Annotated in this window: 26 protein-coding genes; 10 read left to right on the top strand and 16 right to left on the bottom strand. The window is 61.0% G+C overall.

The window, feature by feature from the left end; genetic code table 11:
* Positions 1 to 56 precede the first annotated feature (56 nt).
* The 5 genes from KRR38_RS22035 to KRR38_RS22055 all read right to left on the bottom strand — a co-directional run bounded on the left by KRR38_RS22035 (position 57) and on the right by KRR38_RS22055 (position 5,492).
* Positions 57 to 1,703: a hypothetical protein gene (locus KRR38_RS22035; protein WP_217405571.1), complete on the bottom strand. Its 1,647-nt coding sequence runs from the start codon at positions 1,701 to 1,703 to the stop codon at positions 57 to 59.
* A 129-nt stretch (positions 1,704 to 1,832) separates the two neighbouring features.
* Positions 1,833 to 2,138: a UBP-type zinc finger domain-containing protein gene (locus tag KRR38_RS22040; RefSeq protein WP_217405573.1), complete on the bottom strand. Its 306-nt coding sequence runs from the start codon at positions 2,136 to 2,138 to the stop codon at positions 1,833 to 1,835.
* On the bottom strand, positions 2,138 to 3,808 hold the full coding sequence (locus tag KRR38_RS22045) for a cyclic nucleotide-binding domain-containing thioredoxin-disulfide reductase (RefSeq protein WP_217405575.1): 1,671 nt from the start codon (positions 3,806 to 3,808) through the stop codon (positions 2,138 to 2,140). The genes KRR38_RS22040 and KRR38_RS22045 overlap by 1 nt, the downstream gene beginning before the upstream one ends.
* Entirely contained in the window at positions 3,805 to 5,181 is a 1,377-nt protein-coding gene (locus KRR38_RS22050; protein ID WP_254514926.1) for an FAD-containing oxidoreductase, read from the bottom strand. The genes KRR38_RS22045 and KRR38_RS22050 overlap by 4 nt, the downstream gene beginning before the upstream one ends.
* Entirely contained in the window at positions 5,181 to 5,492 is a 312-nt protein-coding gene (locus KRR38_RS22055; RefSeq protein WP_254514927.1) for a hypothetical protein, read from the bottom strand. The genes KRR38_RS22050 and KRR38_RS22055 overlap by 1 nt, the downstream gene beginning before the upstream one ends.
* 369 nt (positions 5,493 to 5,861) lie before the next feature.
* On the opposite strand from KRR38_RS22055, the gene KRR38_RS22060 reads away from it, so the two are divergent.
* The 4 genes from KRR38_RS22060 (at position 5,862) to KRR38_RS22075 (ending at position 10,994) form a co-directional block, all read left to right on the top strand.
* Positions 5,862 to 7,805 (top strand): PrkA family serine protein kinase, encoded by a 1,944-nt coding sequence (locus KRR38_RS22060; RefSeq protein ID WP_217405580.1) that lies wholly within the window; start codon positions 5,862 to 5,864, stop codon positions 7,803 to 7,805.
* Positions 7,806 to 7,830: 25 nt separating this feature from the next.
* Positions 7,831 to 9,141: a YeaH/YhbH family protein gene (locus KRR38_RS22065; RefSeq protein ID WP_217405581.1), complete on the top strand. Its 1,311-nt coding sequence runs from the start codon at positions 7,831 to 7,833 to the stop codon at positions 9,139 to 9,141.
* The gene (locus tag KRR38_RS22070; protein ID WP_217405583.1) at positions 9,138 to 10,703 is read left to right on the top strand and encodes a SpoVR family protein; all 1,566 of its coding nucleotides are present in this window, start codon (positions 9,138 to 9,140) and stop codon (positions 10,701 to 10,703) included. The genes KRR38_RS22065 and KRR38_RS22070 overlap by 4 nt, the downstream gene beginning before the upstream one ends.
* A gap of 78 nt (positions 10,704 to 10,781) precedes the next feature.
* On the top strand, positions 10,782 to 10,994 hold the full coding sequence (locus tag KRR38_RS22075; protein ID WP_217407539.1) for a hypothetical protein: 213 nt from the start codon (positions 10,782 to 10,784) through the stop codon (positions 10,992 to 10,994).
* 113 nt (positions 10,995 to 11,107) lie between these two features.
* On the opposite strand, the gene KRR38_RS22080 is transcribed toward KRR38_RS22075, so the two are convergent.
* The gene (locus tag KRR38_RS22080; RefSeq protein WP_217405585.1) at positions 11,108 to 12,121 is read right to left on the bottom strand and encodes an LLM class flavin-dependent oxidoreductase; all 1,014 of its coding nucleotides are present in this window, start codon (positions 12,119 to 12,121) and stop codon (positions 11,108 to 11,110) included.
* Positions 12,122 to 12,995: 874 nt separating this feature from the next.
* Between KRR38_RS22080 and KRR38_RS22085 the strand changes: the two genes are divergently transcribed.
* Entirely contained in the window at positions 12,996 to 13,226 is a 231-nt protein-coding gene (locus KRR38_RS22085) for a hypothetical protein (protein WP_217405587.1), read from the top strand.
* A 901-nt stretch (positions 13,227 to 14,127) separates the two neighbouring features.
* Here the strand turns inward: KRR38_RS22085 and KRR38_RS22090 are convergent.
* The gene (locus KRR38_RS22090) at positions 14,128 to 14,502 is read right to left on the bottom strand and encodes a hypothetical protein (protein WP_217405589.1); all 375 of its coding nucleotides are present in this window, start codon (positions 14,500 to 14,502) and stop codon (positions 14,128 to 14,130) included.
* A gap of 1,110 nt (positions 14,503 to 15,612) precedes the next feature.
* Here KRR38_RS22090 and KRR38_RS22095 point away from each other — a divergent pair.
* Positions 15,613 to 16,014 (top strand): thioesterase family protein, encoded by a 402-nt coding sequence (locus KRR38_RS22095; protein ID WP_217405591.1) that lies wholly within the window; start codon positions 15,613 to 15,615, stop codon positions 16,012 to 16,014.
* Positions 16,015 to 16,059: 45 nt separating this feature from the next.
* Here KRR38_RS22095 and KRR38_RS22100 read toward each other — a convergent pair whose 3' ends face one another.
* The gene (locus KRR38_RS22100) at positions 16,060 to 16,779 is read right to left on the bottom strand and encodes a Crp/Fnr family transcriptional regulator (protein WP_217405593.1); all 720 of its coding nucleotides are present in this window, start codon (positions 16,777 to 16,779) and stop codon (positions 16,060 to 16,062) included.
* A 174-nt stretch (positions 16,780 to 16,953) separates the two neighbouring features.
* Between KRR38_RS22100 and KRR38_RS22105 the strand changes: the two genes are divergently transcribed.
* Both KRR38_RS22105 and KRR38_RS37840 read left to right on the top strand, forming a co-directional pair.
* Positions 16,954 to 17,232 (top strand): hypothetical protein, encoded by a 279-nt coding sequence (locus KRR38_RS22105; protein ID WP_217405595.1) that lies wholly within the window; start codon positions 16,954 to 16,956, stop codon positions 17,230 to 17,232.
* 125 nt (positions 17,233 to 17,357) lie between these two features.
* Positions 17,358 to 17,618 carry a hypothetical protein gene (locus KRR38_RS37840; RefSeq protein WP_375293431.1) on the top strand — a complete coding sequence of 87 codons (261 nt, stop codon included), beginning with the start codon at positions 17,358 to 17,360 and terminating at the stop codon, positions 17,616 to 17,618.
* A 62-nt stretch (positions 17,619 to 17,680) separates the two neighbouring features.
* Here the strand turns inward: KRR38_RS37840 and KRR38_RS22110 are convergent, their stop codons facing one another.
* The 8 genes from KRR38_RS22110 to KRR38_RS22145 form a co-directional block, all read right to left on the bottom strand.
* Complete coding sequence (locus KRR38_RS22110; protein ID WP_217405597.1) at positions 17,681 to 17,869, bottom strand: hypothetical protein; 189 nt, start codon at positions 17,867 to 17,869, stop codon at positions 17,681 to 17,683.
* A 314-nt stretch (positions 17,870 to 18,183) separates the two neighbouring features.
* Positions 18,184 to 18,531 carry a response regulator gene (locus tag KRR38_RS22115; protein WP_217405600.1) on the bottom strand — a complete coding sequence of 116 codons (348 nt, stop codon included), beginning with the start codon at positions 18,529 to 18,531 and terminating at the stop codon, positions 18,184 to 18,186.
* A complete protein-coding gene (locus tag KRR38_RS22120) occupies positions 18,528 to 19,970 on the bottom strand; it encodes a PAS domain-containing protein (RefSeq protein WP_309141113.1) in 1,443 nt (480 codons plus the stop codon). The genes KRR38_RS22115 and KRR38_RS22120 overlap by 4 nt, the downstream gene beginning before the upstream one ends.
* Before the next feature lie 674 nt (positions 19,971 to 20,644).
* Positions 20,645 to 21,202: a TspO/MBR family protein gene (locus KRR38_RS22125; protein ID WP_217405602.1), complete on the bottom strand. Its 558-nt coding sequence runs from the start codon at positions 21,200 to 21,202 to the stop codon at positions 20,645 to 20,647.
* Positions 21,199 to 21,444, bottom strand: a complete 246-nt coding sequence (locus KRR38_RS22130; RefSeq protein ID WP_217405604.1) for a glutaredoxin domain-containing protein — start codon at positions 21,442 to 21,444, stop codon at positions 21,199 to 21,201. The genes KRR38_RS22125 and KRR38_RS22130 overlap by 4 nt, the downstream gene beginning before the upstream one ends.
* Before the next feature lie 104 nt (positions 21,445 to 21,548).
* The gene (locus tag KRR38_RS37475) at positions 21,549 to 21,851 is read right to left on the bottom strand and encodes a hypothetical protein (protein WP_309141114.1); all 303 of its coding nucleotides are present in this window, start codon (positions 21,849 to 21,851) and stop codon (positions 21,549 to 21,551) included.
* A 71-nt stretch (positions 21,852 to 21,922) separates the two neighbouring features.
* Complete coding sequence (locus tag KRR38_RS22140) at positions 21,923 to 22,336, bottom strand: response regulator (protein WP_217405606.1); 414 nt, start codon at positions 22,334 to 22,336, stop codon at positions 21,923 to 21,925.
* Complete coding sequence (locus tag KRR38_RS22145; RefSeq protein ID WP_254514928.1) at positions 22,333 to 22,653, bottom strand: response regulator; 321 nt, start codon at positions 22,651 to 22,653, stop codon at positions 22,333 to 22,335. The genes KRR38_RS22140 and KRR38_RS22145 overlap by 4 nt, the downstream gene beginning before the upstream one ends.
* On the opposite strand from KRR38_RS22145, the gene KRR38_RS22150 reads away from it, so the two are divergent.
* Together KRR38_RS22150 and KRR38_RS22155 are read left to right on the top strand one after the other, a co-directional pair.
* Complete coding sequence (locus KRR38_RS22150) at positions 22,646 to 23,092, top strand: hypothetical protein (protein WP_217407540.1); 447 nt, start codon at positions 22,646 to 22,648, stop codon at positions 23,090 to 23,092. The two genes, KRR38_RS22145 and KRR38_RS22150, sit on opposite strands and share 8 nt — an antisense overlap.
* Positions 23,093 to 23,160: 68 nt before the next feature.
* Entirely contained in the window at positions 23,161 to 24,135 is a 975-nt protein-coding gene (locus tag KRR38_RS22155; RefSeq protein WP_254514929.1) for a sensor histidine kinase, read from the top strand.
* Positions 24,136 to 24,205: the final 70 nt, after the last annotated feature.

Genomic DNA, 24,205 nt, shown 5'->3' on the forward strand with positions numbered 1-24,205 from the left:
CGATCAGGTATCGCTCACGCCGCCAATGTCGGCAGCGTGAGCGAAGCTATGTTCGATCAGCCAGGAAAGCCGACGACGCTAACGCCGTTGTCGGAAGCCGCGCCGCTCGTGCCGTTGGACTTGTAGTAACCCGGCGAGGTGATCTGAAGGCCGTTGACCATCAGCTTGCGTCCCGAAGAGATGCCACCGGCATTGACCCGGGTCGGATCGATGGTGACGCGGGCATTCGCCGATCCCTCCAGGGCGATGCCCCGTGCCCAGGAGCTGCTCTGGCCGTAGATGGTCGGATCGACATGGGATTCGACCACACCGGTCAGGGATACGGCGGGGCGTGTGCCGCCGCTGTTGTTCACACCGTCGCCGATGAGCGGGCTGATCCTGAGTCCGTTGGTGTTGAGCGCGTTCACCGGGTAACCGATCGCTTCGATGATGACGCTGTCGGTCACGTTGACGGTCGGATAATTCTGGAGCCAGATACCGATGCTCTGATTGCCGCTCCCACCGACGATCTGGCCGTTCGCGACGGTAGCGAAGCCACTGCCGCCGAGGAACTGGATGCCGTTGTTGCTCTTGTCACCGGTCGATACGATCTGGATGTAGAACTGATCGATGTGGATCTTGGCATAGCTGTTGGTGTTGTGGATCTCGATGCCATTGCCCTTGCACTGGTCGAAGACCAGTCGGCGGAGGTGGACGTCGCCGTGGCCGCCGGCGTAGGTCCAGCCTGCACCGTCTAGACGGATGCCGAAATTGACCTGGCTCGTTTCGAAGCCGTCGACATAGAGGTCGGCGAAGTCCTTGGTGGCATAAAGGCCGGTCGCCTTGTCGAGCACGGTCTGTCCGTCGAACGTCATAGTGACGTTGGCGTCCCGGATGTAGAGCGAGGCATTGGCGCCGGCGAACCCGGTCTCCGCCGCGGTTCCGTAAGGCCACATGCCGATCATGAAATCATGGGCGCCGAGGCTTCGCGTGCGGGTGCAGCCGGGCTGCACCGTCTGGCTGTTGATGTTGTCGAAGAAGGCATGGCCGATGAGGGCATCCACCGCGACGCAGCAATAGGCCTGAAAGACCAGGCAATGCATGAAGTGGAAGGCCTTGGGGCACGCGAGGCGGTCGGTATCGGTGCCAGAGGCTGGAGCGACGGGATCGGTTGCCCACCGGGCGCAGATATCCTTCACCCGGACGATGCGCCGACGATCGCTCGTACTCGTGCCGCCGACCCGAACCACGTCCTTGGTGTTGTTCGTCTGGATCAGCGGCGTTCCCTGGGGCAGAGTCCCTTCGATACCGAACAGAGTGCCCTGAAGCGTCCGGTAATCCTTGTTCACCCAAACGGTGTCGTTGACGTAGTAGGAAGCCAGACCCAGCTGCGTGATCGGGCAGAGGGCGATACACGCCTGGATCGCCGCGTAGTTGTCGGCCGGGACGGTACCAGCGGAGGAATCGGCGATGGCGCCGAACCACTCGGGCCGGCCGGTAATTCCGTCCCACTCGCGGACCCAGCAGCCGCTGGTGATGGCCGTGACCGTCGACGGCACATAGATACCCATCAGCGGATCGGAAGCCGCCTGCGTCGTGAAATTTCCGCTCTTCCAGATGAAGTTGCCTTCGCGGCCGGCTTTCGAGAGTTGCGTAACCGCACCTGCCGGCGTGGCAGTGGCCTGCAACGCGACAATGGTTTGGACGGTGGTAATATTGGCCATGAATATGTCCTTTCGGGGATAGGCCGCCTCGGCTCGGGGCGGCCCCACTCGAATCATCGAATGGAACATATCATGAACATTTGAAATCCAACATTTCAAGCACTTACGGGCTCTTGGCTTGCCTTGGTTTCACACCCAGCGTTTGATCGGCCCCACCTGCGGCGTCTGGTCGGGTAGTTCGACGAAGGTCTCGTCGACGTAGCACCAGCCCCAGCCTTCGGGCGGGTCGTAGCCTTCGATGATCGGGTGTGCGGTCGCATGGTAATGCGCGGTGGCGTGCTTGTTCGGGCTGTCGTCGCAGCAGCCGACGTGGCCGCAGGTGCGGCAGAGGCGCAGGTGAACCCACCAGTCGCCGGTCTTGAGGCATTCCTCGCAGCCCTTGGCGCTCGGCGTCACCTCGTGGATCGCATCGCCGTGGCTGCATCCCTCACTCATTACACTGTCTCCTCGCGCCGCGCCGCAGCCTGGGCCGCCAGCGCCTGATGGATCTGCGCAACCACCGCCGCGCCCTCGCCGACGCCCGAGGCGACGCGCTTGACCGAGCCAGAACGGACATCGCCGATCGCGAAGACGCCGGGCTTGCTGGTCTCGTGCGGCAGGGCCGGATTGGTCGTGCAGACGAAGCCGTGGGCGTCGGTCTCGACGCAGCCGTCCAGCCAGGCCGTGTTGGGATCGGCGCCGATGAACAGGAACAGGTGCTTGAACTGGCAGGTCTTGTTCGAGCCGCTGGCCTTGTCGCGGAACACGGCGCCGGTGAGCCCGGTCTGGCAATCGCCTTCGAGCGCGGCGATCTCCTTGCCGATGTGCAGCGTGACGTTGGGCAGGGCGGCGATGCGCTCGATCAGATAGCGCGACATGGTCGCTTCCAGCGGGCGCCGCGCGACGAGGTGAAGGTGCTTCACGCGGGCGGCGAGGAAGACGACGCCCTGGCCCGCCGAATTCCCGCCGCCGACGAGCGCGACATCCTCGCCCTCGCAGAGCTTGGCTTCGATCGGCGAGGCCCAGTAGGAGATGCCTTTGCCTTCGAACATCTCGAGCTTCTCGACATCGGGCCGGCGGTAGCGTGCGCCCGAGGCGATGACCACGGTGCGTGCCTGGACGCGGCGGTCGCCCGCGAGCTCGAGCCCGAGCGGCCTTTCGAGGCAGACCTTGCCGTCGGGGCAGTCGAGCCGCTGTACGGCGAGCGGGATGGCGATCTCCGCGCCGAACTTGAGCGCCTGGTTGTAGGCGCGCCCGGCCAGCGCCTGGCCCGAGATGCCAGTGGGGAAGCCGAGGTAGTTCTCGATCCGGTTCGAGGCGCCGGCCTGGCCGCCATAGACGCGCTCGTCGAGCACTATGGTGGAAAGACCCTCTGAGGCGGCATAGACCGCCGCCGCGAGGCCCGCGGGCCCGGCGCCGACGATGGCGACGTCGTAGAGCTTGGTAGGATCGATCTCGGGCGTCAGTCCGAGGCAGGCGGCAAGCTCGATCTCGCTCGGCCGGCGTAGGATGGCACCGTTGGGGCAGACGACCAGCGGTAGTTCCTCGGGCAGGACGCCGATCCGCTCGACCAGTTCGTGGCCCTCCTCGTCGCGTAGCGCGTCGAGCACCAGGTAGGGATAGCCGGCACGGGCGACGAAGCCCTGCAGCTTGACCACGTCGCGGCTGCCCGGCGCGCCGATGATGATCGTGCCCGCGCCGCCTTCTTCGATCAGCCCGACGCGGCGCAGGATCAGCGCGCGCATGACCAGTTCGCCGATCTCGGCCGAGCCGATCATCAGCGCGCGCAGATGCGCGGCGTCGAAGGGCAGGGCCGTTGCGCCTTCGCTGCCGGCGCGGGCGCGGGCGATGGCCGGACGACCGGTGAGCTGGTTGACCTCGCCGGTGAACTGGCCCTGGTGCAGCGTCGTGATCAGCGCTTCCTGGTTAAGGCCATCGCGCCGCTTGACGTCGGCCGAGCCCGCGAGCAGCAGCCACGATGGCGCGTTCTGCTCACCGATGTCATAGAGCACCTGGCCCGCGGCGAAGTCCTGCGCCGGCCCGCTGGCGAAGCGCGAGACGGTTTCGATCTGCGCGGCGCTGAGCACCGGGAACATCTGATGGCGGCGTTCGGTCAGCGTGCTCACGATTCAGGTTCCTTGAGGCCGAGGATAAGCGTCGGGATCAGTTCGGAGACCGTCGGATGAATCGGCACCGCCCAGCGCAAGGCGGATAGTGGCTGATCGGCGCTCATCATGTCCACTATCCCGTGGATCGCCTCGTCGCCGTTGGTGCCGAGGATGGCCGCGCCGAGGATCCGCTGTGTATCGGCGTCGGCGATCAGCTTCATGAAGCCCTTGGTCTCGCCCTTCTCGATCGCGCGGCCGACGCGGGTCATCGGGCGGGTGGAGATCAGGATCTTGCGGCCCGACTTGCGCGCCTCGGTCTCGCTCATGCCGACGCGCCCGAGTGGCGGATCGATATAGAGCGCGTAGCCGGTGACGCGCTGGGCGAGGCTGCGGTCCTCGCCGTCGAGCAGGTTGGCGGCGACGATCTCGAAGTCGTTGTAGGCGGTGTGGGTGAAAGCGCCGCGGCCGTTGCAGTCGCCCAGCGCCCAGATGCCAGGGACATTGGTTTCGAGCCTGTCGTTGACCGTGATGTAGCCGCGCTTGTCCATGGCGACGCCGGCTGCGTCCAGCCCGAGCTCGTCGGTGTTGGGCCGCCGACCGACCGCCAGGAGGACGTGGCTGCCATGGATCACCGGCTCGTCCTTGAAGCAGTCGACCGAGACTGCAACGCCTTGCTTATGCGGGGCGAGGGCGATGCAGTTGGCGCCGGTGCGCACGGTGATCCCCTCGTCTTCGAGGATGGTGCGGATCGCTTCGGAGATGTCCTCGTCCTCGCGCGCGATCAGGTGCGGCATGCGCTCGACCACGGTGACCTCGGCGCCAAAGCGGCGGTATATCTGGGCGAATTCGAGACCGATGTAGCTGCCGCCGACCACGACCAGATGCGGCGGCAGCGTGCCCAGCGCGACCATGTCGGTGTTGTCGAGGTGCGGGACCTTGTCGACGCCCGGCAGGTCCGGCACGCTGGCCCGCCCGCCGACGTTGAGGAAGATCTTCGGCGCGGTCAGTTCCTCGCCGTCCACCGCGATCGTTCGCGGCCCGGTGAAGCGGGCATGGCCGCGCAGCAGGGTCAGGCCTGCGAGGCCGCCGAGCCATTTCTCATTGTTGCCGCGCGCGTCGAGGATCACCTTGCGGGCGCGTGCTTCGACCGCCGCCATGTCGACGCCTACTGCGCCGGTGCTGACACCGAAGTCGGCGGCACGCCGCGCCAGGTGCGCGGCATAGGCGCTGGCCACGAGCGCCTTGGTCGGCATACAGCCGGTGTTGACGCATGTGCCGCCGAGGAACTTGCGCTCGATCAGCGCGACTTTCATCCCCGCCTCGACCAGCCGCCCGGCAAGCGGCGCCCCGGCCTGGCCGGCGCCGACGATGATGGCGTCGAAGGTGCGCATCACACCGAATAGGCGACGAATGCCGCAAGGCCGATCGCCACGGCATCCTCGATCAGCGCCGCCGGCCGGTCGCTGCCGAAGGCTGCGGCCATCCTGCCGCGCGCCCAGGCGCCGCCGAGCGTGCCGATCACTGCGCCGACCACGCCCAGCGCCAGCCCAGCCGCCGCAGAGCCCTGGTCGAGACCGATTGCCGCACCGCACAAGGCGCCGCTGGCGATCCGCGCGCCGAACTGCACGGGCACCTTGCGGCTGGGCGTCGAGGGCAGCTGGTCCGTGACAGTTCTCCGCCGGCCAGCAGGCTCAGGACCCATGGCGTGAAGCGCCAGCCGAGGAACACCAGCGGGCTGCCGTCGAGCGTCAATCCGCCGCTTGCCGCCGCCCAGGCCACTGCTGCAGGTGCCGTCATGGCGCGCAGGCCGGCGACAATTCCGATGACGAGTGCAAGAGCGAGCATGAGGTTCTCCGGAGACGCCGGGATGCTCACACAGCACGCCGCCCAGGTCAAACGCGACGAACCGTTGGCGCGGAGAACCGGCGCAAAAGCGCTAGTTTTGCGGCTACGTCAAGTTTCGTCTCGCGTCAGGACGTTTGTTGCGCACAACTTTGTTGCAAGTGCGTTTCTCACGCACCATCTTGAATGGTAGGAATGGGGGGGAGGATAGGCGAACAAGGAGTTGCTTATGCCAACCGGCGATCTTTTTTCCGACTTTGCCCGCAGCTATGAAGCGAGGCGGCAGACGGAGATGTCGCTGGAAGAGTATCTCAAGGGCTGTCGCGGCGATCCCATGATGTACGCCAGCGCGCCCGAGCGATTGCTCGCAGCGATCGGTGAATCCAAACTGGTCGATACGTCGACCGACCCGCGCCTCGGCCGGATCTTCATGAACCGGACCATCCGGCTCTACCCCAGCTTCGCCGAATTCTACGGCATGGAAGAGACGATCGAGCGCATCGTCTCCTATCTGCGCCACGCCGCGCAGGGCCTCGAGGAGCGCAAGCAGGTGCTCTACCTGCTAGGTCCCGTCGGCGGCGGTAAGAGCTCGCTCGCCGAGCGCCTCAAGGCGCTGATGGAAACCCACCCGATCTACGTGCTGAAGGCCGGCGACGAGGTCAGCCCGGTGTTCGAAAGCCCGCTGGCGCTGTTCGATCCCGAGCTGCACGGCGCGATGATCGAGGACAAGTACGGCATTCCGCGCCGGCGCCTTTCCAGCCTGATCAGCCCCTGGTGCCGCAAGCGGCTCGACGAGTTCGAGGGCGACATCTCGCGCTTCAAGGTCGTCCGCTTGATGCCCAGCCGCATCCACCAGATCGGCATCGCCAAGACCGAGCCGGGCGATGAGAACAACCAGGACATCTCAAGCCTCGTCGGCAAGGTCGACATCCGCAAGCTCGAGATGCTCAGCCAGAACGATCCCGACGCCTATTCCTATTCGGGCGGGCTCAACCGCGCGAACCAGGGCATGCTCGAATTCGTCGAGATGTTCAAAGCGCCGATCAAGATGCTCCACCCGCTGCTGACCGCGACGCAGGAGAGCAATTACATCGGCACCGAGAACATCGGCGCGATCCCGTTCACCGGCATTGTCATGGCGCACTCGAACGAGAGCGAATGGGCCAATTTCAAGAACAACAAGAACAACGAAGCCTTCATCGATCGCATCTACGTGATCAAGGTGCCCTACTGCCTGCGCGCGACCGAGGAACGGCAGATCTACGAGAAACTGATCTCGGGATCGGAGCTTGCCGCGGCGGCCTGCGCGCCGGGCACGTTCGACATGCTGGCGCGCTTCTCGGTGCTGACGCGGCTGCGCGATCACGAGAACTCCAACGCCTATTCGAAGATGCGCGTCTATGACGGCGAGAGCCTGCGCGAGGTCGATCCGCGGGCCAAGTCGATGCAGGAATACAAGGACGCTGCCGGGGTCGACGAGGGCATGGACGGCATCTCCACCCGCTTTGCCTTCAAGGCGCTGTCGGCCACGTTCAACCACGATCCGACCGAGGTCTCGGCCGATCCCGTCCATCTGATGTACGTGCTCGAACGCATGGTGAAGGCCGAGCAGTTGCCCGGCGAGACCGAGACGAAGTATCTCGAATTCATCAAGGGCGATCTCGCGCCGCGCTATGCCGAATTCATCGGCAACGAGATCCAGAAGGCCTATCTCGAATCCTACCACGACTACGGGCAGAACCTGTTCGACCGCTATGTTGCCTATGCCGATGCCTGGATCGAGGACCTCGACTTCAAGGATCCCGATACCGGCCAGTTGCTCGACCGTGAGATCATCAACCAGGAACTGAGCCGGATCGAGAAGCCCGCGGGGATCGCCAATCCCAAGGACTTCCGCAACGAAGTGGTCAAGTTCGCGCTGCGCATGCGCGCGGCGAACAGCGGCCGCAACCCGTCGTGGACCTCCTACGAGAAGATCCGCGAAGTGATCGAACGGCGCATGTTCAGCCAGGTCGAGGACCTGCTGCCGGTGATCAGCTTCGGTTCGAAGAAGGACGGCGATACCGAGAAGAAGCACGACGAATTCGTCGAGCGCATGATCTCCCGCGGGTACACCGCGCGGCAGGTTCGCCGGCTTGTCGAATGGTACATGCGCGTGAAGCAGGCCGGTTGATTTGAAGGAGGTGAGCCCAGCTTAGATGTACATCGTCGATCGCCGCCTCAATCCCGGAGGCAAGAGTCTGGTCAACCGGCAGCGCTTCCTGCGGCGGGCGAAAGCATTGGTGCAACAGGCGGTCCGCGACAGCCTCAAGGACCGCAGCATCAAGGAACTGGAGCAGGAGGGCGAAGTCACCATCGCCCGTGACGAGGTCCACGAGCCGACCTTCCGCCGCGGCTCCAGCGGCGGCAACCGCGAGCACATCCTTCCGGGCAACAAGGAATATCTCCAGGGCGACGAGATCGAGCGGCCGCCTTCGGGCGGCCAGGGCGCCGGCGGGCACCAGGGCGACGGCGAGGACGAGTTCCGCTTCGTGCTCAGCCGCGAGGAATTCCTCGACATGTTCCTCGAAGACTTGGAATTGCCCGAGCTCGCCAAGAAGAAGCTGACCAGCGGCGAAGCGCAAGGAGTGCGCCAGGCCGGCTATTCGACCAGCGGTAGCCCTTCGGCGCTGTCGATCGGCCGCACCATGCGCAATTCGATGTCGCGCCGCATCGCGCTGAAGCGGCCGCGCGGCGAGGACATGCTCAAGCTGGAAGAGGAGATCGCCCGGCTCGAAGCGCTCCCCGGCGACCACGCGGATGAGATCGCCAAGCTGCGCGAGGAGTACGAGCGGCTCGACCGGCGGCGCAAGCTGATCACCTACGTCGATCCGATCGACCTGCGCTACCGCCGGTTCGAGCCGACGCCCAAGCCGATCAGCCAGGCGGTGATGTTCTGCCTGATGGACGTCTCGGGCTCGATGACCGAGCACATGAAGGATCTCGCCAAGCGGTTCTACGCGCTGCTCCACCTTTTCCTCAAGCGCTGTTACCGCCACGTCGAGGTCGTCTTCATCCGCCACACCGACAAGGCCGAGGAAGTTGACGAGGAGACCTTCTTCTACAGCCGCGAGACCGGCGGCACCCTGGTCTCGACCGCGCTCGAAAAGATGCTCCAGGTGATGAAGGACCGCTATTCTCCCGAGGACTGGAACATCTACGTCGCCCAGGCCTCCGACGGCGACAACATGCCGAGCGACACGGCCAAGACCATTTCGCTGATGGCCGAGGGCATCCTGCCCCACGCGCAATACGTTGCCTACCTCGAAGTCGGCCGCGAGGAGGACCCGATGATGTCGATGGGCGGGCCCTTGATGCGCGCCAGCGATCTCTGGCGGTCCTACGAGCAGATCGGCAAGGCCGGTGGCAAGTTCGTCATGCGCAAGGTTCACCACCGGCGCGAAATCTACCCCGTGTTCCGCGAGCTCTTCGCGAAGCGCGGCATGGCCGAGCGGGGGGCGAAGGCATGACCGCGCGCAAGGCCGTGAAACTGGCGGAAAAGCCTCTCTACGAAGGTAGCGACTGGAACTTCGACACGATCCAGCGGATCTACGACACGGTCGAGAAAGTCGCCGGCGAAGAGCTGGCGTTGAACACCTATCCCAACCAGATTGAGGTGATCACGGCCGAGCAGATGCTCGACGCCTACAGCTCGACGGGCATGCCGCTGCTCTACAACCACTGGTCGTTCGGCAAGCAGTTCCTCAGCAACGAGCTGATGTACCGCAAGGGGCAGCGTGGCCTCGCCTACGAGTTGGTGATCAACTCGGACCCCTGCATCAACTACATCATGGAAGAGAACTCGGCGACGATGCAGACACTGGTCCTCGCCCATGCGGCGTTCGGCCACAATCACTTCTTCAAGAACAACTACCTGTTCAAGCAGTGGACCGATGCCGAGGGGATTCTCGACTACCTCGAATTCGCCAAGCGCTACATCTCGCAGTGCGAGGAGCGTTACGGCCAGCTCCAGGTCGAACGGCTGCTCGATGCCGCCCATTCGTTGAGCCGGCAGGGCGTGCACCGCTACCCGCGCGGATCGGCGCGCGATCTCAAGGCGGAAATGGCACGCGAGAACGTGCGCCATGCCCAGCGCGAGAAGGATTACAACGACCTTTACCGGACGCTGCCCAAGGCCACGGGCAAAAAGGCCGAACCCGCCAGCGCGCGCGCCCTGGCGCTAAACTTGCCGCAGGAGAACGTGCTCTATTTCCTAGAGAAGTCGGCGCCGCGGCTCGCCCCCTGGCAGCGAGAGATCCTGCGCATCACCCGCGTGCTGGCGCAGTACTTCTATCCGCAGGGCCAGACCAAGGTGATGAACGAGGGCGCGGCCTGCTACGTCCACTACCGGATCATGACCGCGCTGCACGCCCGCGGCCACATCACCGAGGGTTCGTTCCTCGAATTCCTCACCTCGCACACCAATGTCGTGAGCCAGCCGATGTTCGATTCGGGGCGCTACGGCGGGCTCAATCCCTATTGGGTCGGCTACAACATGATGGAGGACATCGCCCGCGTATGCGTCGACCCGACCGAGGAGGACCGCTCCTGGTTCCCCGACATCGCCGGCGGCGGCGATGTCGAGGGTACGCTCAAGCACATCTGGGCCAACTATCGCGACGAAAGCTTCATTTCGCAGTTCCTCTCGCCGCGGCTGATGCGCAACTGGCGCATGTTCAAGATCGCCGACCGTGAGAAGGAAGAGGCGATGAAGGTCGACGCGATCCACGACGAGCGCGGCTATCGCGAAATCCGCCGCGCGCTGGCGCGTCAGTATGACATCTCGTGGCAGGAGCCTGACATTCAGATCGTGGACGTCGACCTTGCCGGCGACCGCAAGCTGGTGCTCGAACATCACGTGACCAACGGCGTGCTGCTTTCCGAGAAGGACGCTGACAAGGTGGTCCAGCACCTCGCCGATCTCTGGGGCTACGAAGTCGTGCTCAATGAGGTCGACGACGAGACCAAGTCGTCGCTCAAGGAACACAAGGCCCGGCCAAGGGCCAACGGGCCGAGGCTGGCCGAAGGCTGAAGCCCGCAAATCCGCTTCTCTCTGTCACAATTTGGGAGTATGCCCATCACATAAGGACAGGGGACAGGAGCGACTTTGATGTTCGATTCACCTGACGCTGAAGCTTACATCGAGCGCGCCGAGATGCATGAGCAACTCGCGGCCAACACGGCCGACATCCCGGCTCGCAAGATGCACCAGGCCATGGCCGAAGCCTACCGCCGCAAGGCAGAGGAAGCCAACGGCCGCATGATCCAGGCGATCCCGATGGACCCGGCGCCGAGCCGGTTGCTGGTCCCGACCGGCTACTAGGTACGACTGGACGGCTGCAAGGTGCCGCATTGGCTGCGGCATGGCGCAGCGACAATGGCGCTTTCCCCCCGATTTCCGCGCTCTAGCGGGAAATACCTGTTTTTGGCCGTTTTTCAGCGAAAAGCCGGCATCACTTTCTTCGCGAATAGCTCGGCATGCTCGGCCAGCTTGGCGAGCGGGAAGCCGCTCGCAGCCTGCATGCAGAAGGCCTCGATCGGCGCGGCTTCCTGGCGCGACTTGATATAGGCGATCGCCTCGTCCGGCGTCACGACCTTCATCACCCCGGCCTGCTTGAACTGCCCGAGATCCATCCCTTTGAAGACCTGCCAGTCGGCGCCTTCCTGCCATTCGGCATAGGTGTTGATCTGGTAGTAGGCGTGCGGCGCCAACTCGTGAATCGTCTTCTCCGGGTCCTCGCTGACGAGGAACCACATGTCCGAATAGGACATCGAGACGATTCGCGCTTCGGCCGGATTTTTGCCCGCAGCCTTCATTTCCTCGAGATAGGCGGGCCAGAATTCGACCGGGCCGATGAAGCCGTCGCCATATTTTGCAGCCCTGCGAAAGCCCGGCTGGGCGACGCCGCCGACGAACATCGGGATACCGCCGGCCTGCACCGGCAACGGCGTGCAGCGCGCGCCCTTGAGCTGAAAATGCTCGCCCACATAGTCGAGCGTCTCGCCCGTCCAGAGCCATCGGACGATCTCCAGAACTTCGTCGGAAATCCGGCCGCGCTGCCCTCGTGGCAGACCGTAGGCTTCGGTCTCGAAGCCCAGGTAGCCGATGCCCATGGCGAATTCGGCGCGCCCGTTCGACAGGATGTCGAGCACCGCCAGGTCCTCGGCCAGCCGGACAGGATGGTAATGCGGCAGCAGGCCGACGCCCTGCGAAATGCGCACCTTCTTCGTCCGCGTCGCGATTCCCGCACCGAAGACGATCGGCGAAGGCATGTAGCCGTCGTCGATGCCGTGGTGCTCGGCCAGCCAGACGCCCTCGAAGCCCAGGCTTTCGATATGTTCGATGAACTCCAGCGTCTCGGCATAGAGATCGGGCCAGGGTCGGAACCAGGCCTTGGGATTGCGCATGTCGAAGCCGTAACCGAAGCGCAGACGCGGCGGATTGCTCATATCCATTCTCCCGCCGCGATCCTGACAGGGCTACGCTCTCAGGCAAATGACCCGGGCGGCAAAAGATTGACGCCCCGCGTGCGGCGAGGCATCGTGGGGGTCCTTCGAAAGACGCCTCGCGGCAAGACGACACCATCCGCGAGTCTCAGACTTCGCCCCCGCTTCGGCGGGGGCTTTTTCATGCCTGGCTCGGATTGCGCGGCTTTGCCCCCGCGGCTGGCGGTTTTCGAGGGAGCAGCGATGTCGCAGAAAATGGTGCCAGAAGAACACTTGAGATATGCGTATAATGGATTGATTTAAAAAAAGATTTTAGACGGCATTTGAGCGATACCCGCAACGGTACCTCGGGACTTTTTATCGAGGAGGTTCGAGTCCCAATAACGCCCGATCGGGAATTCCGCGTCACCGATTCGGGACGCTGCTCGCCAATCAGGATGGCCGCGGATATCGAATTGGAGTTGTGGGAACGTATAGGTAGGATTGCGTACTATGCTCCCGAGCGGGTGCATGTGGAATGGATACGGCTCGGTTAATGCCGTGTGATACCGTACGGGAGCACTTTTCGACTTTTCGAGGCCATCCCTAATTTGCTCCCGAAAGGGAGCAAAAGATGAGTGAGGATCCCTGAACAAAAACCCCGCCGATGCGGGAATCCAGTTGCTGGGACATCTCGTTATCCGAGCCGGGCGCCGACGGGATACTGGCGCGTCATGCCATGGAACAGCAAGGCGCCGCGGCAAATATCCCAGCTACTGAGAACATTTTCGGGGCGGGCGCGCGAATCCCAGCGCTAGGACCCACAAGTTGATCTCGATCAATGCATTCAGTGCGACGACGCGCTAGCAAAAGGACTTCCCCGTTTTCGGAGGCTCCTATGCACAGCTACAGCGTCGTATCGACCGATCACGCGAGCCCATCGGTCGCCTTCCTTTCAAACGATGCGACGCCCGCGATGTGCGTCGTGCAGCAACACGCTTTAAAGGACGCAGACGTCTTTCAGGACGGCCATTACCTCCTGTCCCTGTCTTTGTCGGACGGTGGATTGTGGACGATCGCCCGGAAAAGCGCCAATATTCCCGCTGCTTGCATTCCCGCTTACGGGTGATTGTAGATTGTCACTTCTCGCTGCACAGTTCAGAGTTCTGCGATTGGTTCGACAGTAGTGGTTGTGACCAGCGCGATTATGCGATCGAATGCTCCCAAGAGTTTTTCGTGAACGCGCGATCGCGATGCGCCAGCATCCTCGTCATTGCGAAACAACTTGTCTTGTTCGGTTTGCAATCGGGTAAGCAGTTTATGACGTTTGGCGCGCTTGTTGCAGTCGAGGGTCTATAGAGACTGGGCCAATGCATGAGGCTTCCAGGCCGATCAAGCCGACGCGTCCGAAGAAAGTCAAAAGTGGTGGCGAGCGGAAAGGGCATGGCGTCGCCTTGCGGCAATACCGAGTTCGGAGTTCTCCAATTCGATTCCTGAACAAGTCTGGCGTGTTTAAAGGATGCGGTGTGGCACCGCGTCCGGAAAATACCTCCGCTCAAGATGGAACTGGCGCCGTGTTGCGCGGTTGAGTCGACAAGGGCCCGCCCAATCAGTTGGGCGGACGGCTCGGTGGTCTAAGCTGAGCCCATAGCGGCCGAGGATTGAACCTAATGGCAGCCGAAAGCGCTTCAGAATGCCTGGTTCGTGCGGGAGCAGAGCGAGCCCTTGCCGAGGCTGCAACCCTTCAAAAGGTACGCGAACAACACTTGCGATCCGCCGAGAGGTGGGGCGACCTGGCTTCGGAGATTCGGCTTAGAGCTGAGGTGCAAGCGCTCATCAAGGAAGGAGACTCGGAGCGGAGAAGTGTTGTAGCAGCCGAGCGGGGCAGGAAAGGGGGCAAGCGACGCATGGCAACAATGACGGCAGAGGAACGGTCTGAAGCTGCTCGCCGGGCTGCCGAAGAGCGATGGCGCAAAGACTGCTAAGCAACCTCGGGGTCTGCCGACCCGCGCGAATACCGAGGTGAAAGATTAGCCGCTTAAAGGCGTGGGTCCGGTTCCTTCGTTCAATTTCCCATCGCCCGCATCTTTCGGTGTCTTTGGGTCGGGAATGTTCGTGCTCTCCGGAACCAGCGCTCGGCGCGCCTCAGTGCCAGACCCTTCCGATGATGCCCCAGTCGGATCGGTAGCCGATCTCGGTGGATTACCTTCTTGCCCCGGTGCTTTCACCATTTCGTTTTCGACTTCACGGTTTTTCGGCCGTTTAGCCTGCGCTGGCGAGCTTGCATCAGCGTGCAGTTCGGGGCGTCGAATTTCTTCCGCCGTGTCGGTGCGAAAGTTGGGGGCCTCACCGTCCTGAGAGCTGCCCACACTGGTCGCGCGTTCTTTCGATTGGTCAATCATCATCAGCTCCTTGAAGCTGGAAGCGCCTGCGGAACGGATCTGTTCCGTTCCTGGTGAGGCGAAAAAGACGATACACCCTCAGCCCGAACAAACAGGTAGCATTGCCAAACATAGCGGAGCTCCCCCGAACGGGTTGGCTGCCGCAATCACCAAGGGGCGAAGAAAGACGGGGGGCCGTCGTGCGGCAGCCGAGTCGGTCTATAAGCTCGAAGGCGATGGAAGAAATTGATCTAGGTTGGGGCAGGCTCACGACGCCGGTCGGCGCGGTCGACGCCTTGGCGGCAACTGTTCGTCCGATAAACGAGAGCAAGCGGAACAACGGCATCAGCGCGCTGCTGGCAGGCGATGGGCCTACGTTCCTTCTTGCAGGTGCGAACCGACAGCCGGCACACCGATGCTAGGCGAAGCGGGAAACAGGATAGAGGGCGAAGAGCGCCAAAAACCGTCGATTGCGACTGTTGCAAATCCTATATAGCGGTTTGGGGCTGAACTTCCCAGTCCAAGCGTCGCCGCGTGCCGCGATCACCGCCCCTTGAGCGATGGCGCCTTACCCCGGCAATGATCAGCAGTGACCAAACAGATGAGGCTTCCTGGAGGAATTTGGGCTGATGTCGAATGGCGGGGCGAATACCTTGCCAGAATAAATCTAGATCAACTTCCTTTTCATAAAACGCCATATTCTTGGGACGACTGCCGTCGCTGTGGTCGCCTCCTCTCGCGCGATACCCTCCCCCCGAGTGACAGCGGCGGCAGTTACCCATTCGGGTCCTCTAAGGTCCCGGCTTTTGGCAACGCATAAGTGCATAATGGCGGCGAGCAGAGATTTGGTTGTGTCTGACGATCCAGAGGAGTGCCTCTTGCGAGCGGCCAACGAGCGTAATCTGGCTCTGAACGCTAGTCTGGAAAGCGTTCGCCAGCGCCACCTTCGTTCGGCGCAGACCTGGGAGGACCTGTCTTCGCGGATCCAGCGTATGCGAGAGGCGCGAGGCAGAAGGAAACAGTCTTAGGGGCTTTCGTTTTCTCGGCTCACGTCTGAGGCCGTCCACGCGCGCAAATGGATTTTGTTCAACCTAAATCAAGATTGTTGGCGCCCTAACTTGCTATTTTGCGACCATGGAAACTTCCTCGTCGCACGCCTTCAAGATTTCGATCGATCCTCTCGACATCGATTTCATGGGCCATGTGAACAATGCAAGCTACCTAAAGTGGGTGCAGGACGCTGTGCTCAGCCATTGGCGGCGCCTTGCACCACCTGAAGCACTCTCTTCTCACCAGTGGGTCGCCTTGAGGCACGAGATCACTTATCGGAAGCCAGCGTTCCTGACGGATGAGGTCGTTGCAACGGTCGTTCTCGAACGGGTGCAGGGGGCGAGCGCCTTTTACGACACGGTCATCCGGCGCGGCAATGATGTGCTCGCCGAGGTCAAATCGCGCTGGTGCTGCCTCGACGCAGGCACACTGCGTCCCACCCGGCTGGCCGCTTCAATCGTGCGGAACTTTATTCCGGAGGCCTGAACTCAAGCTAGCCGACCAGAATTCCGCTGTTCGAAGAACGGAAATTCAGGCGGCGCGGAGCTTACGATGGAGGTAGTTATCGTCGAAGCCGGCAATCTGGGCCAGGGCGGCGGGATCAAGGATGATGATCCGGCCCCGCTGGAGATCCATCACGCCCTCGCGCTTCAGACGTTTCAAAACCCGGTTGAGGTGGACGGCCGTCATACCAAGGGAATCCGCGAGCAAGAGCTGGGATAACGGCAGAGTGAAAGTGGCCTCGGAAATGAGGCCAATGTTTCGGGCTCTGATGTACAGCTCGCACATGAGATGGGCGACGCGCTCGCCGCTCGTCCGCCGCCCCATACTCGTTATCCAGGCGCGGAGCGTCCCCTCGTCGACGAGCTGGGCGATATACATCGCATTGGCAACGCTGCGGTGCGTGTCGAGAATGGCGTCCATTTCGCCGCGCTCGATCGTCGCCACTTGCGCCGTGGTGATTGTCTGAATGCTGTGATCCATCTCGGCAAGCAGACCGATATGAAGATCGCAGCAATCGCCGGGCATGAGATAGGCCAGGACCTGGCGAGTGCCGGAAGGCAGGATTTTGTATCGATAGGCCCAGCCGTCGAGCATCACGAAAACTGGCCCGGGCCTGTCCCCTTCCCGGATGAGATCGCGGCGCCCTGACATCTTGCGGGACCGGCTGGTGGCTTGCACGAGTGCGGCTTCACCGGCCGAGCTCAGCGCGTTGAAGGTGCGCAGCTTTTCAATGAACCGATTCGTCATGGTCCAATCTCCCACACAACGATCGCTTTCCATATTGTTCTAAATCAATGTCGAAAGTTGATTTAAGTGGTGGTGCGACCGTCTGCTTCAGCTAGCGTGGACATATCGTCGGCTCTTTCTGGCACCGGCGGCTGGGAGATTATTTGCGCTCTCGCCTGTTCGGAGCGCCGTATTGTGAGCGATGAGATTTCCAACGACAACGAGCGCCATTCTGCGCCGCCCCCGCGGGAACCCGATGCTCATGGGGAAGCCGCACTGATTCTCGTCGAGAGTTTGATCCACGGCCTGATCGAACGCGCGGTGCTGCGCGTTGAGGATGTGCTGGATATTCTGGATACGGCCGTCGAAGTGAATGGGCAGCAGGCTGAGGAGCCTGTCGCCAATGGCGCGATAGTGCGAACCGCGAAGACGATCTTGGAGGCGATCAGCTCGAGCTTGAAAACCGATCAATAGATGAGGCTGTAAAATATCCGAATGACCCATGCGTCGAATCTATCTGCCTGGAGACCGCACTGCATCAATTCAGTATTTAATGGATGAAATTAGTGAGACAAATTTAATTCATAGGCTAAAGTTGAATGTCAATATTTTATTTGCACTTTTGCAATGGTAAATCCCGAACGGTAGATGTTTCCGGATATGACTTCACCGATCTCCAGGCCGCATGGCAAGGTTCTGTTAAGGCGCTTCGCGAGGCAATGGCCTGGGATATCCAAGCTGGAGAAATGTGCCTCGGATCGTTTATTGAGGTCGAGGATAGCGTACGTCGGCACGTCGCGACTGTGCGCTTGGCTGACGCGGTTAAAATAACCATTGAACCTGCGTGCGCGCCCCGCTGATGGCGCTAAGCCCAGCTACACCTAATGGCTGCGATCGCAGGCCAGCCCAGGTATGCCTTTTTCTAGTAGCGACGACTTTTCGCCGAACTATCTGAGCTGTCGTACAGATCGTGCATTGCCGCTGCGTCGCTCTCTTGATGCCTGCGCTCCAAATTTTTGCGTTTGATCGCCTCTTTAGAAAAGAACTGAAGGTATTCGATCAGGGCGCAGGATGCGATAAACAGAATCAGACCGATCAAAATGGCTTGCATGACCGCCTCCCAGAGGAAATTGACAGATCCCCTCAACCGCCAGCGCGATGTCTCGACGAGGCACAACTATACGCTTCTTCGATCAGATAAATGTTGATCTATGTCTGATTTAAAAGCCATGCCACTGCCAATTAATCTTTCGGGTAATATAACGTAGGCAGTTTCTGAGCGTACTGAAATGGTCTCGAGCCGCAGCTCTTTCGTCAGCGACGGCCGTAGAAAATTAGCTTGCAAAGCGGCTCGCCGGACAGGGTTCTTTCTCCCCGGATTTGGGGGAGGGAGACGATGAACTTTTATCAGGCAATGTGTTGCTGTTACAGCTTTTCAATCGCGCGCTCTATGTCTGCCAGGCTGTATGGCTTGACTATGGTAGGAATCGCTTCGAATTCCGGCGGATGAAGCGCGTCGCCATAACCGGTGGCGAATATGAACGGTACGCCCAACGCTAACAGCATCCTCGCCACAGGATAGCTTCGATGGCCGTGCACATTGATGTCGAGGATAGCCAGTTCGACCGTGTGTTCGGCGATCATTGCGAACGCCTCGTCAATCCGCTCCGCGGAAAGGGGCCAACCTCCCGCTTCCTCTATCAGATCTTCGAGAGCAAGAGCGACGATGGGTTCGTCCTCGACTATCAGCACCAAGCGGTCGCGCAGTGTCACGGCTGGTTGATCGATACGTGGGCAGTTATCCGGCAATGAAGTCCTTGCCGAGCGAAGTTCATCTCAACATCGGACTTTAGATCCGAGGAGATGCCACGTTGGATGAGGCGCGTGCCAAAACCTTTGCGTTCGGGCGGTGCGACAGGAGGTCCGCCGCGCTCATTCCATTCGAGGACGATCTCACAGTGTTCCCCGACCGGCCTTGAAGTCCAGGTCACATCAACCCGCCCGGTTTCGACCGAAAGTGCTCCATATTTGATCGCATTGGTACTGAGTTCGTGAATTATCATCGCGACCGACATGACTGCCTGCGGCGGCAATGTCGCATGCGGCCCTTCGGCGCGAATACGGTTGACGTCGGACCCGACCGTCGCGGCAATCGCAGTGTGGATTGTCTCCGCCAGACCGGCGACGTCCCAATTATGAACTGTAAGCAGGCTGTGAGCGCTGGCCAGAGCGGACAGTCGTGCTGTGAAGGTCGTGCGAGCTGATTCCAAGCTTCTGGCGTTGCGGAACGTTTGGGTCGCTAAGCTTTGGACGATCGCAAGCGTGTTTTTAACTCGATGATTAAGCTCATTGATAAGGAGTTTTTGATGTTCTTCGGCCAAAACTTGTTGGGTCACATCATGTCCCTGGACAAAGATGCCCGAAACCTGACCTCCCTCAGTGAAAATCGGCTGGTAGAGAAAGTCGAGAAAGCGTTCACTGCCACGCGAAAGTGGGTTATTTTGAAGTACCACTTTCTCCCGGCGACCCACGTAAGCTGTACCAGAATTGTGAACCCTGGTCAGTAGGTCGGCGAATCCTTGTTCGACAACTTCGGGAAGCGCTTCCGAAACCGACTTTCCCGCCAAGTCGCGCTTGCCCACGAGATTACGATAGGCTTCGTTGGCAAGCTGAAACACATGATCTGGCCCGCTCAAGATCGCCACGAACCCAGGTGCCTGCTCAAATAGCGCCCGCAGTTGTTCGCTTTCGGCAGCCAGGTCCTGATTCCGCTCCTGCACGGCCTGGGCACGCTGCACTATACCCATCTCGTCGCGCATTGCCCTGAGCGCGTGTAGCTCTGTCACATCAACGGTATGTTGTAGGATCAATGAAATTTCGCCATCCGCATCGAGAAGCGGCGTGTGCGTTGCGCTCCAGTAGCGAACGTCCATCGATCCACTGGGATTCAGAATATCGTAGCGGATCAACGCGATCTCGTCCGCCTTCTTGGTATTACGAACACGGTCGAATGAAGCCTTCAAGAGCTGATGGCTTTCGGAGGATGGATCGCTCGGGAAGGCATCAAACATCGATCGACCCAGGATGTCGTCGCGCTGGCGCATGGTCGCACTAAGATACGCGTCATTCATCGATACGATGATGAGGGACGGATCAAGAACCACGTAAGGGTTTGGAGACGCTGCAAACAGCGCTTCGAAATCTCTGTCCACCTGGTTGTGCCCGATCCTTGCCGTGCTCGGATAATGCTCGCACCCTCTTATCGTTCCCTCGCCCGGCTTCCAGCGATTAATCGCAACGGCGCCCGCTCCGATTAATCACTGGGATCAAACAGGGCACCGGGGCTGATCCCAATGAGCTTCTGTGAAGGAAAGGCAGGCCCTCGCGATCAGCGCGCCGAAAGCCGCTCGTCCCGCGGCCCTGAACAAGCTGCAGCTGACAGCGAGAGCGCTCGTCCCAGTGACCGGCAGCTTAGTGGACGGGAGGAGCCCCCCTAGAGCTCCGGCGGGTATAAGTTCGAGGCATCGGATTCCTGCAGCGCTTTGGCATAGCGCTCGGATATCGCCAAATACTCGTCCGCTAAGTCGGGATGTCCTGCTTGCCTCGCTCGCGCGAGCCATTCGAGCCGCTTCCGTTCGAGCTGGTCTCTTCTGGTGGGTGTAATCACAACCTCCCCATGTGCGTCGGGGCGGCAAAATTATCACGCAGCAATGCAGACAAGAGCCTAGGTCCGTCACTTTCGTGAACATTAAATGCAGATAACGGGTTGGCGTTCCCTCGCTTCGCGCCGGCCGATAGCGTTGAGGATCGACCGCTACACGGCGGATTAAAAGCGAGTGATAGAGTGAGAACTTCGCGTGATCTTAGCCTTAAGAACGCCCGCTTTTCAGAGATTGACGGTGGATTGGGCCCTTGCCCGAGGCTTGGCCGGATTGCGCTGCCATATACGTGTCGCGAGCCCGGTCGCGAAAGCGAGCCAACCGACAAGAGGAACGGCCGTCGCTTGAGCGACGCGGTCGACCTTGTGCGTCATCGCGACATAGCTCGTTGCCGTCGCCAGCATCACTCCGGAAGCCAAGGCGCTGCCGGGGAGGTTCCGCTTGCGAAAGAACATTTCGGTCCAGCCGCCGATCATGCCGGTTGTAGCGAGCCAGAGGCCCACTGACGCGTTGCGGCGAAAGGAAGGATCGTGCCGCAGGAGTCGATAGCCTCCCACTGCGATACCGGTCTCCAACAATGGCCAGGCGAGGCCAAAGATCGCATCAGGCGGCGTGAAGCTTGGCTTGTCGAGGCCCTGATACCAGCGCCGAATTCCAGGATGTGATTGATCCGGTGCGTTCCGGCGCCCCAGCAAGGCACTCAGCCCGAGTACGCCTACGACCACTGCGCCCGCGAGGAAAGGAGATAGACCGGAAGAACGAGCCGAAGCGTTGTCCCGGCTCACTTGGCCAGATAGCCTTCAAGATCATCGCTGCCACCGATGCGTTTGCCGCCGATGAAGACCTGCGGCGTGGTTTCGACCCCGTGTTTCAGCTCGAACGCATCAACCTCTTCTCGCGATTGGAGAATCTGCTCGTCGATGGCATATCCGTTCGCCTCCAGTATCTGCTTGGCCCGAACTCCGAACGGGCACGTCTCCTCTGGCAGGACCATCCGATAAAGGGTTGCGGTCTTTTCGTCGGTCATAAGGTGGTCCTTTGAAGATGATCGATAAATGAGTTTTAAAGCGGAAACGGCTCAAGAAAGCCCCCGCCGAAGCGGGGGCGATCCTGCGCGGATAATCGCGCCGCTTACTTTGCGTCGTTGGCGGTTTTGGTAACTGCCTCCCCAGCCGACTTCGCGTCCTTGCCTGCTCCGGCAACCGTGTTGCAGGCTGAAAGGGCAAGACCAGCCGCTAGAGCGGCAATAATGAGTAGCTTGGGCATGACATGGAACTCCGATGAGAATTTCATCAATGATCCAACCCCTCGGCTCCACCTCTGTTCCGTTGGCCGGCCCTGACTCATGTCGGCTTCGGCGAAACTGTTATGGAAGTGCGAGGCGGCTAGCATCGCGTGATCGCAGGCGCATCGATATCGGGCTTCGATGATCACCGTCACACTATCGATGAAGCTGCAAGTTGGGCGCCATTACGGCAAAGCCCGGACGACCGGCGCAATCAGACCTACGATCCTTCGCTCCGCTGCTGCGTGGCGCGTCGCTGAATGATATAGTCGATGACGCTTTGCGGATCATAGGGCCGGGCAGTATGGGGCCCGCTGTCGCAGAGATTGGCGGCTGCCTTTGCAGCCCCCTCGACACTCGCCGCCAGCTTGACCTCGAGGTCAGGCCGGTTCTGGCGCACCCATGTCGCAAGCTCGAACCCCGACCGCGATCCAGCAACGGCAACATCACACAGGACAACATCGACTGAGAGACTAGCTTCCGCGAGGGCGAGCATAGCCTCGTCGCTGCTCGCAGCCTCTACAACACGGTAACCGCAGTGGCGAAGATAGTCCGCCAAGGCATGCCGGACGAGAATATCGCTGTCGACGATCAGTACCGAGGCGCCCCTGTCATCGATAAGCTCGTTTGTCATCGGCTACCAGCAAGACTGGCGGCAATCAGATCTGCTACGTCTTCCACGCTGTAGGGTTTCGGAACGAATGCGGTTGCACCAGCGCTGATGGCCTGGGCCGGCTTGAGGTGCCCCGAGGACACGATTACCGGTACGCCCGGTATTGTACGCTGTGCGAAAGCAAGCAGCGCTAAGCCGTCAACGGTGCCAGGCATGCGTACATCCGTGAAAATCAGATCGATGGCGGCTCCAGATTGAATGAATGCCATCGCCTCATCGCCATTGGCGGCTTCCACAACAAGCCGGCCGCCGTCACGGAGGGCATCGACGATGACCATCCGGACCAGCCATTCATCCTCCACCACGAGAATGACCGCGGTGGCGTCTCTTGCAGGAGCTGTCGATGTCTCTGCGCTGTTCATGGCAATTTACGGAACCCTCAAGCTCTTCCAACCGCGCCCCGGCGTGAAAGTTCCTGAGGTACAGATACCTGCAGATAAATCGCCGTTCTCAAATAAATATTCAAGGCACGACCATCCTTCGCCCGACGATAAATTTGATGGGTTATATTCAAAATTATGGATTCTCGCGTCGTCGCCGATTTTTGAAATATTGGCTATCGATCGCCTAAACAATGCGACAGCCTTTATCATGCGTGTTATATTGTTTCCTCCCGCGCCCAACCGGCACTGCGGCAAGAGTCTGGCATCATTCGGCGATGCCAACCTGAAAGCTCCTCTATGCGCAACCCGCCCCCGCCCCCGCCCCCTGCTCTGATGGCGCTTGAGCTCGCGCTGGCCGTGGTCTCGTCCTCGGCCGCGCCGCTATTGCTCATTGACGGCGACATGCGGCTTCTGGCGGCCAGTGACTCATTTTACGCGAGCTTCCAGATTTCGTCCGAGAGAACAATCGGGAGTTCCATCTTCGAACTGGATGGCGGGCGCTGGGACCTGAAACGGCTGCGCTCGGTCCTCGCAGCCAGCCTGACCTCGGATGATGCCATAGAAGCCTACGAGTTCGACCTGCCGACGCAGGAGCGCGGAACGCGTCGGCTTGTGGTCAAGGCCCAGAAGCTCGTTTACGCGAGCGATGCGAATGTCTGTATTCTCGTCTCCATTGCGGACGTTACCGATGCGCGGCTCGCGGAGATGCTGAAGGACGAACTGCTTCGAGAGAAGGCCGTCCTGATGCAGGAACTTCAGCACCGTGTAGCCAACAGCCTGCAGATCATCGCCAGCGTGCTCATGCAGAGCGCGCGCAAGGTCCAGTCGGAAGAAGCCAGGCGACATCTCCAGGATGCGCACCACCGCGTGATGTCGGTGGCATCGATCCAGGATCAGCTTGCCGCCACGGGCCTCAGTGAAGTCGCCTTGCGGCCATATCTGACCCAGCTTTGCCAGAGCGTTGCCGCCTCGATGATCCATGACACCGATCAACTCGCACTCGAAGTCCGGTCAGACGATGTCGCCGTGCCCGCGAACGTGTCGGTCAGCCTCGGGTTGATCGTAACGGAACTCGTCATCAATGCGCTAAAGCATGCATTTCCCGACGGTCGGCGCGGTCAGATCGACGTCGACTACTCTGCACATGGGGCAAACTGGACACTTGCCGTATCGGACAACGGGATTGGCATGCCGGTTGCCCCGGATCTCGCGACCTCCGGTCTGGGTTCCTCCATCGTCCAGGCACTCGCAAACCAGCTGAAGGCCAGGATCAGCGTGCGAGGAAGAGATCCCGGGACAGCGGTATGCGTCAGCCACACTCAACTGAGTTCGGTGGCCTCCGACGCCACTGCCATCCCCGAGACACGCGCGATATAGGAAGCCAGAAGCGCTGTCCTGCGCCGACTAGCACCCACCCAAGAGCGAAAAGTGAAGCGGGCCGTTGGTA

It is taken from the genome of Novosphingobium sp. G106 (genome assembly GCF_019075875.1).
Lineage (GTDB): Bacteria > Pseudomonadota > Alphaproteobacteria > Sphingomonadales > Sphingomonadaceae > Novosphingobium.

Coding starts and splice junctions, on each gene's coding strand:
- KRR38_RS22090 (WP_217405589.1), bottom strand. CDS start 14,502: ATGATGATTGACCAATCGAAAGAACGCGCGACCAGTGTGGGCAGCTCT.
- KRR38_RS22095 (WP_217405591.1), top strand. CDS start 15,613: ATGGAAACTTCCTCGTCGCACGCCTTCAAGATTTCGATCGATCCTCTC.
- KRR38_RS22065 (WP_217405581.1), top strand. CDS start 7,831: ATGTACATCGTCGATCGCCGCCTCAATCCCGGAGGCAAGAGTCTGGTC.
- KRR38_RS37840 (WP_375293431.1), top strand. CDS start 17,358: ATGTCAATATTTTATTTGCACTTTTGCAATGGTAAATCCCGAACGGTA.
- KRR38_RS22155 (WP_254514929.1), top strand. CDS start 23,161: ATGCGGCTTCTGGCGGCCAGTGACTCATTTTACGCGAGCTTCCAGATT.
- KRR38_RS22035 (WP_217405571.1), bottom strand. CDS start 1,703: ATGGCCAATATTACCACCGTCCAAACCATTGTCGCGTTGCAGGCCACT.
- KRR38_RS22080 (WP_217405585.1), bottom strand. CDS start 12,121: ATGAGCAATCCGCCGCGTCTGCGCTTCGGTTACGGCTTCGACATGCGC.
- KRR38_RS22040 (WP_217405573.1), bottom strand. CDS start 2,138: ATGAGTGAGGGATGCAGCCACGGCGATGCGATCCACGAGGTGACGCCG.
- KRR38_RS22075 (WP_217407539.1), top strand. CDS start 10,782: ATGTTCGATTCACCTGACGCTGAAGCTTACATCGAGCGCGCCGAGATG.
- KRR38_RS22145 (WP_254514928.1), bottom strand. CDS start 22,653: ATGGTCATCGTCGATGCCCTCCGTGACGGCGGCCGGCTTGTTGTGGAA.
- KRR38_RS22085 (WP_217405587.1), top strand. CDS start 12,996: ATGCACAGCTACAGCGTCGTATCGACCGATCACGCGAGCCCATCGGTC.
- KRR38_RS22110 (WP_217405597.1), bottom strand. CDS start 17,869: ATGCAAGCCATTTTGATCGGTCTGATTCTGTTTATCGCATCCTGCGCC.
- KRR38_RS22100 (WP_217405593.1), bottom strand. CDS start 16,779: ATGACGAATCGGTTCATTGAAAAGCTGCGCACCTTCAACGCGCTGAGC.
- KRR38_RS22150 (WP_217407540.1), top strand. CDS start 22,646: ATGACCATCCGGACCAGCCATTCATCCTCCACCACGAGAATGACCGCG.
- KRR38_RS22130 (WP_217405604.1), bottom strand. CDS start 21,444: ATGACCGACGAAAAGACCGCAACCCTTTATCGGATGGTCCTGCCAGAG.
- KRR38_RS22070 (WP_217405583.1), top strand. CDS start 9,138: ATGACCGCGCGCAAGGCCGTGAAACTGGCGGAAAAGCCTCTCTACGAA.
- KRR38_RS22140 (WP_217405606.1), bottom strand. CDS start 22,336: ATGACAAACGAGCTTATCGATGACAGGGGCGCCTCGGTACTGATCGTC.
- KRR38_RS22055 (WP_254514927.1), bottom strand. CDS start 5,492: ATGGGTCCTGAGCCTGCTGGCCGGCGGAGAACTGTCACGGACCAGCTG.
- KRR38_RS22060 (WP_217405580.1), top strand. CDS start 5,862: ATGCCAACCGGCGATCTTTTTTCCGACTTTGCCCGCAGCTATGAAGCG.
- KRR38_RS22050 (WP_254514926.1), bottom strand. CDS start 5,181: ATGCGCACCTTCGACGCCATCATCGTCGGCGCCGGCCAGGCCGGGGCG.